The sequence below is a fragment of the Streptomyces sp. NPDC048696 genome (assembly GCF_043198895.1).
GTDB lineage: Bacteria > Actinomycetota > Actinomycetes > Streptomycetales > Streptomycetaceae > Streptomyces.
Window position 1 is genome coordinate 66,750 of the sequence record NZ_JBICVJ010000002.1, and the last position, 13,183, is coordinate 79,932.

General features: G+C 68.9%; 12 protein-coding genes. 3 read left to right on the forward strand and 9 right to left on the reverse strand.

The window, feature by feature from the left end; genetic code table 11:
- Nucleotides 1-15: 15 nt before the first annotated feature.
- The 5 genes from ACGFRG_RS03375 to ACGFRG_RS03395 form a co-directional block, all read right to left on the reverse strand.
- Entirely contained in the window at nt 16-798 is a 783-nt protein-coding gene (locus tag ACGFRG_RS03375; protein WP_361417920.1) for an ABC transporter permease, read from the reverse strand.
- Entirely contained in the window at nt 795-1,787 is a 993-nt protein-coding gene (locus ACGFRG_RS03380; RefSeq protein ID WP_361418344.1) for an ATP-binding cassette domain-containing protein, read from the reverse strand. Before ACGFRG_RS03380 ends, ACGFRG_RS03375 begins: the two co-directional genes overlap by 4 nt.
- Before the next feature lie 93 nt (nt 1,788-1,880).
- Nucleotides 1,881-2,726, reverse strand: a complete 846-nt coding sequence (locus ACGFRG_RS03385; protein WP_361417923.1) for a DUF4097 family beta strand repeat-containing protein — start codon at nt 2,724-2,726, stop codon at nt 1,881-1,883.
- Between the two features lie 235 nt (nt 2,727-2,961).
- Nucleotides 2,962-3,489 (reverse strand): hypothetical protein, encoded by a 528-nt coding sequence (locus ACGFRG_RS03390; RefSeq protein WP_393260931.1) that lies wholly within the window; start codon nt 3,487-3,489, stop codon nt 2,962-2,964.
- 220 nt (nt 3,490-3,709) lie between these two features.
- Entirely contained in the window at nt 3,710-5,944 is a 2,235-nt protein-coding gene (locus ACGFRG_RS03395) for an RICIN domain-containing protein (protein ID WP_393260934.1), read from the reverse strand.
- A 552-nt stretch (nt 5,945-6,496) separates the two neighbouring features.
- Between ACGFRG_RS03395 and ACGFRG_RS03400 the strand changes: the two genes are divergently transcribed.
- Nucleotides 6,497-7,606, forward strand: coding sequence for a substrate-binding domain-containing protein (locus ACGFRG_RS03400; RefSeq protein ID WP_361417929.1), 1,110 nt, complete (start codon nt 6,497-6,499; stop codon nt 7,604-7,606).
- A 91-nt stretch (nt 7,607-7,697) separates the two neighbouring features.
- On the opposite strand, the gene ACGFRG_RS03405 is transcribed toward ACGFRG_RS03400, so the two are convergent.
- Nucleotides 7,698-8,231 (reverse strand): hypothetical protein, encoded by a 534-nt coding sequence (locus ACGFRG_RS03405; RefSeq protein WP_361417932.1) that lies wholly within the window; start codon nt 8,229-8,231, stop codon nt 7,698-7,700.
- Between the two features lie 612 nt (nt 8,232-8,843).
- Between ACGFRG_RS03405 and ACGFRG_RS03410 the strand changes: the two genes are divergently transcribed.
- Complete coding sequence (locus ACGFRG_RS03410; RefSeq protein ID WP_393260938.1) at nt 8,844-9,305, forward strand: pyridoxine 5'-phosphate oxidase C-terminal domain-containing protein; 462 nt, start codon at nt 8,844-8,846, stop codon at nt 9,303-9,305.
- A gap of 15 nt (nt 9,306-9,320) precedes the next feature.
- Here the strand turns inward: ACGFRG_RS03410 and ACGFRG_RS03415 are convergent, their stop codons facing one another.
- The 3 genes from ACGFRG_RS03415 to ACGFRG_RS03425 form a co-directional block, all read right to left on the reverse strand.
- Entirely contained in the window at nt 9,321-9,482 is a 162-nt protein-coding gene (locus tag ACGFRG_RS03415; RefSeq protein WP_361417937.1) for a hypothetical protein, read from the reverse strand.
- A 128-nt stretch (nt 9,483-9,610) separates the two neighbouring features.
- Nucleotides 9,611-9,961 carry a VOC family protein gene (locus tag ACGFRG_RS03420; protein ID WP_361417940.1) on the reverse strand — a complete coding sequence of 117 codons (351 nt, stop codon included), beginning with the start codon at nt 9,959-9,961 and terminating at the stop codon, nt 9,611-9,613.
- A 233-nt stretch (nt 9,962-10,194) separates the two neighbouring features.
- Nucleotides 10,195-11,334 carry a DUF5954 family protein gene (locus tag ACGFRG_RS03425; protein ID WP_393260942.1) on the reverse strand — a complete coding sequence of 380 codons (1,140 nt, stop codon included), beginning with the start codon at nt 11,332-11,334 and terminating at the stop codon, nt 10,195-10,197.
- A gap of 182 nt (nt 11,335-11,516) precedes the next feature.
- Between ACGFRG_RS03425 and ACGFRG_RS03430 the strand changes: the two genes are divergently transcribed.
- Nucleotides 11,517-13,127, forward strand: a complete 1,611-nt coding sequence (locus ACGFRG_RS03430; protein WP_393260945.1) for a lipase maturation factor family protein — start codon at nt 11,517-11,519, stop codon at nt 13,125-13,127.
- The last annotated feature ends 56 nt before the right edge of the window (nt 13,128-13,183 follow it).

The following is a 13,183-nucleotide window of genomic DNA, read 5'->3' on the forward strand; positions in this document are numbered from 1 at the left end:
GGTACGCGTGCGCCCTCAGCGCTTGGTGGTGCTGTTGAACAGCGAGCGCGACCAGACGTAGCCGACCAGCGTGATGCCGGCGCACCAGGCCAGGGATATCCAGCCGTTGTCGCCGATCGCCGACCCGGAGAGCAGCCCGCGCAACGTCTCGGTCATCGGCGTGAACGGCTGGTTCTCGGCGAACCAGCGCAGCCCCGGCGACATCGAGTCGGCCGGCACGAACGCCGAGCCGAGGAACGGCAGGAACTGGATCAGCAGCGGCTTGTTGCTCGCGGACTCGACGGTCTTGGACATCAGGCCGAGCGCCGCCGCCAGCCAGGTCACCGCGAACGCGATGGCCGCGAGCAGTCCGGCGGCGGCCAGCCACTCCACGGGGCTCGCGGACGACCGGAACCCGACGGCGAGCGCGACGCCCACGACCAGGACCATGCACACCATGGTCTGGACGACGCTGCCGAGGACATGGCCCGTCATGAACGACGAGCGGGTGATGTTCATGGTGCGGAAGCGGTTGATGATGCCCTCGGTCATATCGGAACAGACCGCGATCGAGGTCGACATCGAGCCCGCCGCCACCCCCATGACGATGATTCCGGGCGTCAGATAGTTCACATACGCGTCCCGGCCGCCACCCATCCCGGCGCCGATCGAGTCACCGAAGGCGTACACGAACAGCAGCAGCATCAGGATCGGCGTCATCGCACTGCCGAACCCCACCGCCGGATAGCGGATCGCGTGCTTCAGGTTGCGCCGCAGCATCGTCATCGAGTCGTGCACGGCGTACGTGAGGGTGCTCATCGCAGGGTCTCCTTGACGTGGAGGGACGCGCCGGTGGTGCCGTCGCCGGTCAGGGCGAGGAACACGTCGTCGAGGTCGGGGGTGTGCACGGAGAAGTCGGCGGCCCGGATGCCGACGGCGTCGAGCCGGTCGAGCAGGGTGCGCAGCGCGTCGAGACCGGCGTCGCCCGCCACGCGCAGGGCGAGGTTCTCGTCGTCGCGGGCCGCGCCCGGGAAGGCGGCGGCCGCGCGCTCGTACTCGTCGGGGTCGGTGAACCGCAGCCGTACGTGGCTGCCGGGGATGCGGGCCTTGAGCTCGTCGGCGGTGCCCTCGGCGACGATCCGGCCGCCGTCGAGGACGGCGATCCGGTCGGCCAACTGGTCGGCCTCGTCCAGGTATTGGGTGGTGAGGAAGACGGTGGTGCCGCCCGCGACCAGCTCGCGCACGATGTCGTACATGGTGCGGCGGCTGCGCGGGTCGAGCCCGGTGGTCGGCTCGTCCAGGAAGATCACCTGGGGGTCGCCGACCAGCGTCATGGCGAGGTCGAGCCGGCGCCGCATACCGCCGGAAAAGGTGGCGGCCCGGTTGCCCGCGACGTCGGCGATACCGAACCGCTCCAGCAACTGCCGGGCACGCAAGCGCCCTTCACGCTTGCCGAGCCGCAGCAGGTCAGCCATGAGGAGCAGGTTCTCCTCGGCGGTGAGCAGGTCGTCGAGCGCGGAGAACTGCCCGGTGACGCCGATCGCGGCGCGCACCCCGTCCGGCGACGTGGCGACGTCGTGGCCCGCGACCTGGGCCTGGCCGCCGTCGGCGGCGATGAGCGTGGACAGGATCTGCACGGTGGTGGTCTTGCCGGCACCGTTGGGCCCCAGCAGCGCGAACACGGACCCGGCCGGGATGCGCAGATCGATGCCGTCGAGCACGGTCTTGTCACCGTACGACTTGCGCAGACCGATGGTGGAGACGGCGGCGGGCGACTGTGTACCACCGCTCCGCCTGGGCGTGGGCATGGACATGGGCATGTCAGAAGAAGGCATGGGCTCTCCCGGTTGAAGGGTGAGACGGGGACAGTGGAGACGGGGACCGTGGACTGAAGTGAGCGCTCAGGCGCGGGCGCGGCGGATGTCGATGTTGCCGTAGCGGGTCCGGGCGCGGACCTCGACGGTCTCCTCGGTCTTGTCCGGGGTCTCGGAGGCGGCCAGCGTGTTGCGCACCTGCCCGAGGCCGGAGCTGGCTTCGAGCCAGGCGGCGGTGCCCTCGCGGATGCCGATCTCGATGGCGCCGTAGGAGGTCTCCAACTGGACGGTGCCACGCGCGACATCGGCGACGCGCAGCGTGCCGTGGGCGGTGGTGGCGGTGACCGAGCCCTCGGCGCGCGCGATGTCGATGTCGCCGTTGGCGCCGCTCACCCGCAGGTCACCGGTCGCGGTGCCGACGGCCGTGTGGCCGTGCGAGTTCTTCAGGACGGCGGTGCCGTCGACGCTGCCGACGCGCAGGCTGCCGGAGCTGGTGGTGATCTCGGCGGAGCCCTCGACGCGGTCGACGGTGATCGAGCCGTGGGAGGCGGTCAGCTGGAGCGGCCCGGTGGTGTCGAGGCGGACGTCGCCGGACGAGGTCTTCACACGGACCTCACCGAGCCGGCCCTCGCCGAGCACCTGGGTCCAGGCGCCGGTGAGGTCGATCCGCGAGCCCGTGGGCAGTTCGACCACCACGTCGACGACGCCGCTGGGCCCGACGAGGTAGCGCCCCTTGGGCGTCCTGACGCTCAGCTCGCCGCCCGAGTACATGACCTCGGTCTGCGCGGCGGCCCGCACGTCCTTGTCCTTCTTCGGGTCGCGGGGCTTCACCTCGACAACCGTGTCGAGGCGGTCGCCCGCGGAGAACTGGATGGAACCGGCGGCCACGTTGGCGTTGACCGAGATCGGCTGAGGAGTGTCGAAAGAAGGCATGGCTGTTCCGTCCTCTTGGGTCTTTGGATCGTCCCCGCAGGTGGGACGTGGTGTGGGTGAGATGTTGCGGGTGAAGTGGTGCGGATGGGGCGCGGGCTGAGCGGTCTTGTGAAAGTCCGATGCGGTGCCGCGTGCCCCAAAGGGGCGCGGGGCTGAGTCGATATGCGACTCCGTCGCGTGCGCGCGACCAGCCACGGACGGCCCGCAGTCGAATACCCGCGCTTCCAGCGGAGCGTTACCGCACCCAGCCCGTGAAGCTCTGTCCGAAGGTGTGGCTCTTCTCCGTCGTACGCGGCCGCGAGGGACCCTCGACCGCGGCCGACACGGCCCGCACCAACCACGCGTTGACCGACAGGCCCTCGCGGGACGCGGCCTCCTCGGCGCGCGCCTTGAGGTGGGCCGGCAGCCGCAGATTGACCCGGGCGGTGCCGCCCTCGTCACCCTCGACGGGCGTCTGCGCCGCGAGCGGTTCGACGGGCGCGGCGACCGCTTCCACCGCATCCATGGGAAGGCCGTGGGCCGGCGGCAGCATCACGACGAAGTCGGGGTCGAGCCCCCTCAGCCGTACGTCGACCGAGCCGGGGGCGAGGTCGCGGGTGATCTCGTCCATCGCGGCGGACAGAACATTGAGCATGGTCAGACGAGTCGCCGACTCCAGCGGAGCGGTCAGCCGCTCGGCCAGCTCGCGGGCATCGTCCCCGCCGGCTTCGGCGGCCACCGCGAGTTCGCGGCGAAGGGTGTCGACATACGGCGTGAGGTCCATGACGTCATCATGGCACCACTATGGCGCCACACGCAAGCGCAAGTGACACCACACGTGGGTCGAGTTTGCAGTCAACCCACATGACCTGCGGAAACAAGAAGGGGGCCCGCTGCGCCACCATGACGCCACACTGGCTCACACGTCTTGCGTGACGCGAAATGGCACCACATGGCACCGGGTGGCACCAAGCGGTGCCACCCGGTGCCACCTGAGTCCGAACTCAGGGACCCGAGACGAGATCCACCACATTCGTACCGGAATCTGCTGTTCCACCCGCGTCGTTGATGACATGGCCGATGGTCCCCTTACCGCCCAGGGAAACGGTCACCAAGTCGTGGAAGCGGACGCCCGGCGCGACCGGTGCCTCGAAGGCGCGGTCGGCCACCACCGAGGGGTCGGCACTGAAGTAGCAGTAGCTGCCCAGACCCCACGCCTCGTGGCGGGTCACGGAACCGGCCACCTTGTACGCGTCGTAGCCGCGCGTCGAGCCGTTCATCCACGCGGCCTGGCCCGGCGGGTCGTACGGCATCTCGTTCTGGAAGAAGTACGTACGTCCGCCGTCCCCGTTCCAGATCACCTGGTGCTGCTGGTAGTGCTCGACGAACAGGCCGTACATGGTCACGTCGGTCCCGTCGACGACCAGCCCGTTCGCGGCCGTGTTGCCGCCCCAGCCCACCCCGTCGCCGTGGTCGGCGCGCCACAGCCACAGGTGGTCGCCGATGACGTCCGAGCTGTTCACGACCAGGGTCCGGGTGGCCTTGCCGACGCCCGCGCCGCCCACCCGGAAGAAGACGTCGTGCAGCGAGGTCGGGTCGGCGGTGTGCCGGGCGGTCGAGCCCGGGGCGCCCACCCGCATCAGGAGCGGGGAGTCGACAGGGCCGGCGTCGATGAGCAGTCCGGCGACCTTGACCCCGTCGACGTCGGCGACGTTCATCGCGGTGATCCCGTTGTCCGGGACCAGGGTGGCCAGGCCGAGACCGAGCACGACGGTGTCCGGGCGGTTCACGTCGATCGTCTGGTCCAGGTGGTACACGCCCGGCGTGAACAGGAGGTTCTTGCCCTGCCCCAGCGCGCCGTTGATGTCCGCCGCCGTGGCGCCGGGCTTGACGATGAAGAACTGGTCGATCGGGAGCGAGGTGCCGGCCGGGTTCCCGTTCGCCCAGGTCGTGCCCTGGGTGTCGGTGCGCAGAGCGGGGACGAACACCTTGTACGCGCCCGCGCCGTCCACGTAGAGGAACGGCTTCTCGCGCGTCACGGGGCTCCGCGCCACCGTGGTGTAGGGCGGGCTGGGGAAGGTGTTGGCCGGGGCGTTGGTGTCGCCGACGAAGACCATGTTCCAGTTGGCGCCGCTCCAGCTTCCCCACTGGCTGTTGCGGGAGAGCCATTGCTGCTGCGAGCCGGAGCGCACCTGCCCGTCGATCCTGGAGTCCGCGATGAACCCGCCGCTCGACCAGCCGCCGTCGTCCAGCTGAAGGTCGCCGCGCAGATGCATACGGCGGTACGGGGCAGCCTGGGAGACCGCCCAGCGGTCACTGCCGCCGCTCGGCGTGACCGAAAGGTTCTCGGCGGAGCGCCAGAAGTTCTGGGTGGCGTTGCCCTGGAACCAGTCGGCCTCGGCGTGCACGGCTCCGTTGACCGTCACCGCGTCCGGCGACAGACCGAGCCCCGCCACCTGCGTGTAGAAGCCGACGTTGGCGTCGACGTCGTAACTGCCCGGCTTGAAGAGCAGGGCGTAGCGCTGCGCGCCGAACTGGTTGGTCTCCTGCTGGCGGAAGACCTGGTCGAGACGGCTCTGGATGGCGGCCGAGGACATCGACGGGTCGAAGACCGAGACGTTGGGCCCCAGGTCCGGGGTGTCACCGGTGGGCGGCGTGGTGTCGACCGGGCTCACGTCGAAGGACTGGGCGGCACTGCCGTTGCAGGTGTACTGCTGGATGCGCGCGCCGTCGGCGGTGGAGGCGCCGGGCACGTCGAGGCACTTGCCGCTGTGCCGGTTGACGAAGTGGTACGCACCGCCCGCCTCCTGCACCGGCCGCCACTGCTGGTTGTCGCCGCCGCCGTACGCCCAGAGCTGGACGGGCGCCCCGTCCGCCGTGGACACGTCGGTGACGTCCCACGCCTTGGTGGCGTCGTTGCGGTTGTCGATCTGTACGTAGCCGCTGTCGGTGGCCCGTAACTGCCACTGCTGGGCGGCGGTTCCGTTGCAGCCGTACTGCTGGACGGCGGTGCCGTCGGCGGTGGCCGCCGACGCCGCGTCCACGCACTTGCCGCTGTGCCGCGCGGACACGGTGACCCACCCGGTGGGCGGCGCGGCCGCCTCGGCCCCGGGGGCGAAGGCGACGACGGGGGCCAGTGCGGCGGCGAGCGCGCCGACGACGGCCACCAGGGACCTGGATCTCGCGCGTGTTCGCCGAGGGCCGCGCGGAGCGGAGGCGGATGTTCCGAGCATCGTCATGGGCTCCCACCTTTCTTCAAGGCGTGAAGCTAAGAGTCATACATGGACACGTCAAGACTTCAGACCCCGAACACCTGGTCTGCACCAGAACCTTCACAACCACCAATAACCGCATGACCGATTGATCCAGGAACTCAAACGCAAGGAGTTGAGGTATAGACCATTTTCGCCATGATCAACATTCCCATTCGTTCAATAAATGAACGGTTCCAGCCGATCCATCCTCTCAGTCGTATTCAAGGTGAAGCGGCACCACCATGATCAGACCACCTGGACACCACTCGACGACACAACCGCCCCTGGACTGGGGAGTAGCAATCCCGCGAGGTGTCAAACTGACGAACCATCACCAAATATCCGGGCAAACGAAATCCTGCCGTACGACCGTTTCACCCCGAATTGCCAGGCAGATTTGGGCTGTCGGGCCCGTATCGGATAATTCCGTTGTCATCTCGTTAAGAGCTAACTTCTTGACGGCATCGCGAAGGCAGGGTTGGCTTCCAGCCACCTCGGCCGATATTTAAGCGGCCATGTCAGGGAGGTTGTTTTTAAGTGAGCACGCGTACCGGCCGTGGAGCGATGACCGTAGGTGTCGTCGCGATGGCCGTCACCCTCGCCGCATGCGGCGGTGGGAGCCAGTCCGGCGACAAGGCTGCCGGATCCGGCAAGAAGAAGGACCTCAAGATAGGTCTGCTGCTGCCGGAGAAGCAGGCTGCTCGCTACGAGAAGTCGGACAAGCCGCTGATCGAGAAGATGGTCGGCGAGCTGACCAGCAACAAGGGTCAGGTCATCTACGCGAACGCGGAGCAGGACGCGGCGCGGCAGAACCAGCAGGTCGATGACATGATCGCCAAGAAGGTCGACGCGTTGATCATCGACGCCGTGGACTCCAAGAGCATCGGCGGAGCGGTCAAGAAGGCCAAGGACGCGGGCATTCCCGTGGTCGCCTTCGACCGGCTCGCCGAGGGCCCGGTCGACGCGTACGTCTCGTTCGACAACGAGGACGTCGGCCACGTCCAGGCCCGTGCCCTGCTGGACAAGCTGGGCGCGACGGCCAAGGACGGCCAGATCGTCATGATGAACGGCGCCCGCACGGACCCGAACGCGGCCCAGTTCAAGAAGGGCGCGCACACCGAGCTCGACGGCAAGGTGAACATCGGCAAGGAGTTCGACACCAAGGACTGGAAGCCGGAGAACGCCGCCGCGAACATGCGGACCGCGATCTCGGCTCTGGGCAAGGACAAGATCATCGGTGTCTACTCGGCCAACGACGGCATGGCGGGCGGCATCATCACCGCTCTCAAGGCCGCCGGCGTCTCCAAGCTCCCGCCGGTCACCGGCCAGGACACGGAGCTCGCCGGAGTCCAGCGCATCGTCGCGGGCGAGCAGTACATGAGCGTCTACAAGTCGTACGCGGAGGAGAGCCCGATCGCCGCGCAGATGGCCGTGGCGCTCGCCAAGGGCCAGAGCGTCACGCCGATCGCCAACTCCAAGTCCAACAGTCCGACCGCCAGCGACATCCCCACCGCACTGGTCCCGGTCGTGGCCGTGATCAAGGAGAACATCCGCTCCACCGTCGTCAGCGACGGCCTCTACACGATCGACGAGATCTGCACGCCGAAGTACAAGGCGGCGTGCAAGGCCGCCGGACTGCAGCAGTAACGCTTCGCCCGACCGTAACGGCCGCTGCCCGGACTGCGATCGCAGTCCGGGCAGCGGCCGTCTTCGTCCAATTCGTCCCAGGCTGGAGGCCTCAGTCGGCGAACGTGGCCTTGGGCGGGCGACGCAGCCGGGGCTCCGGGCGCGTCGGCCCCGAGGTGCACGGCTCGAAGCCGAAGGCCGCCAGGAGCTCCGCCTGGAAGGACGCGGGCGCGGTGGCATAGGCGGGCAGACCCGCCGCGTCCACCGTGCGCAGCACCGGGTCGAGGACGGCTTCCAGGGCGCCCGGGTGGGCCGTGGGAGCTATGCCCACGGCCGCGAGGAGCCAGTGGTCCTCCTCGCCCGGTATGCGGTCCTCATGGTCGCGCGCGGGCACCAGCGCGGGCCGCAGCCCGTGCAGCCGCAACAGGGCCCGGTGCTCGTCCTCGTCGATGGAGACACCGGGCGGTATCCACACCGCCGCCGCCTCGGGTGCGCCGGAACCGGTCTCGGCGACCCACACCTTGCCGGTCTCCAGGCCGAAGTGGGCCAGGATGAGGCGGAGTTGGGCCTGTGAGGCCGAGACGAGAGCGGCGGTTTCGGGCGGCAGTCCGTTGTCACCGGAGAGCAGGCGAACGATGGCGTTCACATCCTGCAGGGACGCGCGTCGAGCGGTGACCCTGTGCGCAAAGGTGAGGGCCATAAGCCGTGCCTTTCGCTGTGGTGCGTGAGGACGGCAGTGGCCTCACGCACCTCTTTGGCTTCTCTTTACCGAGGCTACCCGCCCAAGGGTAAGGGCTTCGTATGAATCAGGGACCCCCTGGCCGGAAAGGATTTACGACTACCGGTACGAAGCGCTCCGCTTCGCAACCCGGCGAGCCCGTACCCCGCCGTCCGCACGGCAAGCCCGTATGCGCTGCCGGGGCGCTCAAGGGCACGGAATCAGGATTCCGCACAACGGAACTACAATTCCGCTATCTGGAAACACGTTTCCCCTGCGGTGATACGTTCGCAGGAAGGCGAACGACAAGAGGAGCGAACGACAAGAGGAGCGCGATGGCTGCGAGCGAGGACACCACCAGCGTACGGACGTGGCTGCGGAGCCTGGATGCCTTCCCCAGTCGACTGCCGACGTTCGACCCGGCAGCCGCTCCGGCCGAGCCGGTCGAGCTGTTCCTGGCGTGGCTGACCGAGGCGGTGGAGGCGGGCGAGCCCGGCCCGCACGCCATGACCCTGTCGACCGTGGACGAGCAGGGCGAGGGTGCTGATCCTGAAGAACGTGGACGCGGCGGGCTGGCAGTTCGCCGCACACGCGGGCAGCCCCAAGGGGCGGCAACTGGCCGCGCACCCGAGCGCCGCACTGACCTTCTACTGGCCCGGCCGGGGCCGCCAGATCCGCATCAGGGGCGCGGTGACGCCCGGGTCCGCCGACGCCAACACGGCCGACTCCCTGGCCCGTTCCCCCGCGGCCCGTGCGGAGGCCCTGCTGGGCCACCAGAGCCGGCATCTCGACAACCTCGCCCACCGCGACGCATCGATCACGGAATCGGCCCGGCGCGTCGAACAGAACCCCGATCTGGTGGCCGAGGACTGGACGCTGTACACGCTCGCCCCCGTAGCGGTGGAGTTCTGGCAGGCAGCCGGAACCCGCGTCCACACCCGACTGCGCTACGAACGCGCACGCCCGGAGGCGGAGTGGGAGCGTCACCTGCTCTGGCCGTGAGCAAAGGGAGGCCGCTCAGTGGTCTGACGCGCTCCTACGGGAGGCACGAACCATGGCGACGACAATCGCGATCACGATGGAGGCAAGAAAGAGCGTCACCGCGGGCCACAGGGGATCACCGTCGATGAGTGCCATCATGAGCGCGCGGAAACCCGCACCGATAAAATGCATACGCATGCGCGTACCGTAGCGTCACCGCGTCGCCGGGCTCCCGGTGCTCCCCTGTTGAGCGGTGAGTGTCCGACCGCGTGACAACGCCGACGTACACACGTCGCGGGTTTGCGTACGGCTCGTGGGGCGCCCGCTCAGAGGCTGTGTGCGACCGGGTGGCGGGGCTCGTAGAAGGCGAGTTCCGATCCGCTGGGGAGGCGGATCGAGGCGATGCGGCCCCAGGGGCGGTCGTTCACCGGGCGGACGATCTCGACGCCCTTCGCGGAGAACTCGGCCAGCTGGGACGCGATGTCGTCGCACATCAGGTACAGCTCGTGCTTGGGCTCGTCGGTCGTGGGGTGGACGGCGAGTTCGGCCGGGGGCAGTCTGAAGATCAGCCAGCCCTCGCCCGCGTCCACGCCGGGAAAGCCCAGCACGTCCCGGATGAAGGCCCGGTCGGCATCGGCGTCCGTGCTGTAGAAGATGGCGTGCGTGCCACTGAACATGCTGCCCTCGCTTCGTCGTTCTCCCGCATCGGCTTGTCCCGGCATCCTCGCAGCCGAGCCGAGGGCACCCCGTCGACACGCTCTATACGGCCTATACGGCCGGAGTCCGAGCGGAGGCTAGCCGCATCCGGTGGGGGCGCAGTGGAGCGGTGCTGGAGCAGCACCGCTCCCGCGCAGGCCGCTCCCCCGCAAGCCCGCAGGCCGTTCGCGCGACGGCGAGCACGGCCTCCGCCTCACACCCCCTCCCCCAGCCTCCTCCGCTCCTTCGCCTCGGCCGCCCGAGCCTGCTCCTGCTCCCACAGGCGGGCGAACTCGCGGGCGTTCTCTTTGAGTTCGAGTGACTCTTCGTCGTCCTCCTCGTCCTCCTCCTTCCAGAGCCCCTGTTCCTTGAGCTGGCGTACGTGGACCTCGACGGGTGGTTGGGGGTCGAAGTCGGAGGGTCGGGGGCCCTCGGGGCCGTCGGGGCCGATGCGGACCAGGCGTTCCACTCGGGTCACGCGGAGGCGGTGGCCGTCCACCGTGAGGGAGTTGGAGCGTTTGGCGTCGAGACGGTCCGCGGCCTCTGCGAACGCCACACGTTCGGCCTCGTCGAGCTGGTACATGAACGGGGCCATCACCCGCAGCCACGCCGCCAGCGAGTCCCGCGCGCCCTGCGGGGTCGAGTGTGCCGCCCCGGGGTCATGGGCGCGCCACTTGCCGTCGTCCCGTTCGGAGACCATGAAGACGGCGGGCAACAGCACCCCGCCGGGATAGCGTTCGGCGGCCCGCCAGGCGTCCTCCGTCACCTCCCGGGGTGCGCCGGGGGCCGATCCGACGAAGTGGACGAGGTCGAGGCGGAGGATGCCGTCCGCCAGGCCCGTCCCGGTGTACGGGTCGATGACGAAACCCTTGGTCCGGGAGGGGAAGCGGTGGGCCTCCCCGACCTCGGCGGCGTCCGGGTCGGACGGGCGCGGGGGCTCCGGACCCGCCGGACCCATCCGGATGAAGCGCGAGGCCCGTACGATCCGGAACCGCTCCCCCAGGACGCGGACGTCGTCGATCACCTCGCGGTCCATCCGCCCCGCCGCCGCCAGCCACTTGCGCCGCGCCTTGTCGTCCCCGGCCTCCTCGGCCTCCTTGGCCGCCATCCGGAAGTGATGGCCGAGCGAGTCCCGTGCGCCCTGCGGTGTGTCGGTGCTGTATTCGCTCAGCTCCCAGCCGCCCTGCTCGCACTCGCGTGCGTGGAAGAACTCCGGCACCCCGACGCCCAGGATGTCCGGGTAGCGCTGTCGCGCCTGCCACGCCTCCTGTTCGGCGAATGCGGCGATCGGGCCTTCCTGCGGCGTCACACGGATCTGCAGAAAGGCCGGTACTCCGTCTTCGTAGCCGTTCATGTACCGACTGTGCCCGATCCGGCGGGTCGCGCGTGCGGCAACGGACGAATCGGCCGAGCCGGTGCTCGCCGACGTCCGGCTGATCGAGGTGACCCTGGCGGGGAACGGCGGTACGCCCCCGCCCCGTACGCCGTCCGACCGCCCCGCAGGCACAACACGTCACTCAGCGTCACAATGAAACCGTGGAGTGGTTCGTCGCACCCGACTACTGGCTGAGCCGGCTGGTCTTCCAGCGCACGCTCGCCGCGATCTACCTCGTCGCGTTCCTCGGCGCGGCGCTGCAGTTCCGTGCGCTGATCGGCGAGCGGGGGATGCTGCCGGTGCCCTGGTACGTCGAGCGGATACCGTTCCGCGGGGCCCCGAGCGTGTTCCACTTCCACTACTCGGACCGGTTCTTCGCGGGCTGGGCGTGGGCCGGTGTGCTGGTGTCGGCGGGGCTGCTCGCGGGGGTCGACGGCAGGGTGCCGCTGTGGGGCGCGATGCTGCTGTGGCTGCTGCCGTGGGCGCTGTATCTGTCGATCGTGAACGTGGGGCAGACCTGGTACTCGTTCGGCTGGGAGTCACTGCTCCTTGAGGTGGGCTTCCTCGCGGTGTTCCTCGGGAACGACGAGGTGGCGCCGCCGATCGTGGTGCTGTTCCTGATGCGCTGGGCGCTGTTCCGCGTGGAGTTCGGGGCCGGGCTGATCAAGATGCGCGGCGACGAGTGCTGGCGCAGGCTGACGTGTCTGTACTACCACCATGAGACCCAGCCGATGCCGGGCCCGCTGAGCTGGTTCTTCCACCATCTGCCCAAGCCGTTCCACCGGGTGGAGGCGGCCGCGAACCACGTCACCCAACTTCTCGTACCGGTCCTGCTGTTCACTCCGCAGCCCGTCGCCACGGCGGCGGCGTCGCTGATGATCCTGACCCAGCTGTGGCTGATCCTGTCGGGCAACTTCTCGTGGCTGAACTGGACGACGGTCGCGCTGGCCGTGACCGCCGTCGACTTCTCCCCGCTCACCTCGGCCCACCACTTCGCGGGCACACCGGTCTGGTACGAGGTCGTGGCGCTGGTGGTCGCCGGGTGTCTGCTCGCGCTGAGCTACCGCCCGGCCCGCAACATGGTCTCGCGCCGCCAGATCATGAACTACTCCTTCGACCCGCTGCACCTGGTCAACACCTACGGCGCGTTCGGCAGCGTCAGCCGGCTGCGGTTCGAGGTGGTCGTCGAGGGGACCGACGATCCGGTGCCGCTCATGGACTCCGAGTGGCGGGAGTACGAGTTCAAGGGGAAACCCGGCGAACTGCGGTACTGGCCGCGCCAGTTCGCGCCGTACCATCTGCGGCTCGACTGGCACCAAGCGGATTGGTACAAGCAGCGTAGCAGCGTGGGTCAGGCGGTGCTACAACGCGCTGACCAGGAAGTTCCCGCCGATGCGGTGTGGCAGGAGTACGGCTTCCACGGCAAGCCCAGCGAGCCACAGCGGTGGCCACGACAGTTCGCGCCCTTCCACTTGAGGCTTGATTGGTTGCTCTGGTTTGTGGCCCTCTCCCCCGCTTACGGCGGCTCGTGGTTCGAGGGCTTCGTCCTACGGCTGCTGCTGAATGACCGAGACACGCTTCGTCTGATCCGACACAACCCTTTCTCGGACCAGCCCCCGGCCTACGTCCGCGCTCGCGTGTTTCGATACCGGTTCACGACATGGCGGGAGCTGCGAGAAACGAGGGCGTGTTGGCATCGCGAGTACGTACGGGACCTGCTCCCTCCCGTGCGCCTCATCCCACCACCTGAGTCACATTCCAACTTCGAGTGACCGAACGAACGTCCGCAGGCGCGAGGTCCGGCACGCCGCATCCCAACTTCGATCGC

Excerpts from the sequence above, each read along its gene's own strand:
- ACGFRG_RS03375 (WP_361417920.1), bottom strand. The coding sequence starts at position 798 with ATGAGCACCCTCACGTACGCCGTGCACGACTCGATGACGATGCTGCGG.
- ACGFRG_RS03380 (WP_361418344.1), bottom strand. The coding sequence starts at position 1,787 with ATGCCCACGCCCAGGCGGAGCGGTGGTACACAGTCGCCCGCCGCCGTC.
- ACGFRG_RS03385 (WP_361417923.1), bottom strand. The coding sequence starts at position 2,726 with ATGCCTTCTTTCGACACTCCTCAGCCGATCTCGGTCAACGCCAACGTG.
- ACGFRG_RS03390 (WP_393260931.1), bottom strand. The coding sequence starts at position 3,489 with ATGGACCTCACGCCGTATGTCGACACCCTTCGCCGCGAACTCGCGGTG.
- ACGFRG_RS03395 (WP_393260934.1), bottom strand. The coding sequence starts at position 5,944 with ATGACGATGCTCGGAACATCCGCCTCCGCTCCGCGCGGCCCTCGGCGA.
- ACGFRG_RS03415 (WP_361417937.1), bottom strand. The coding sequence starts at position 9,482 with ATGCGTATGCATTTTATCGGTGCGGGTTTCCGCGCGCTCATGATGGCA.
- ACGFRG_RS03420 (WP_361417940.1), bottom strand. The coding sequence starts at position 9,961 with ATGTTCAGTGGCACGCACGCCATCTTCTACAGCACGGACGCCGATGCC.
- ACGFRG_RS03425 (WP_393260942.1), bottom strand. The coding sequence starts at position 11,334 with ATGAACGGCTACGAAGACGGAGTACCGGCCTTTCTGCAGATCCGTGTG.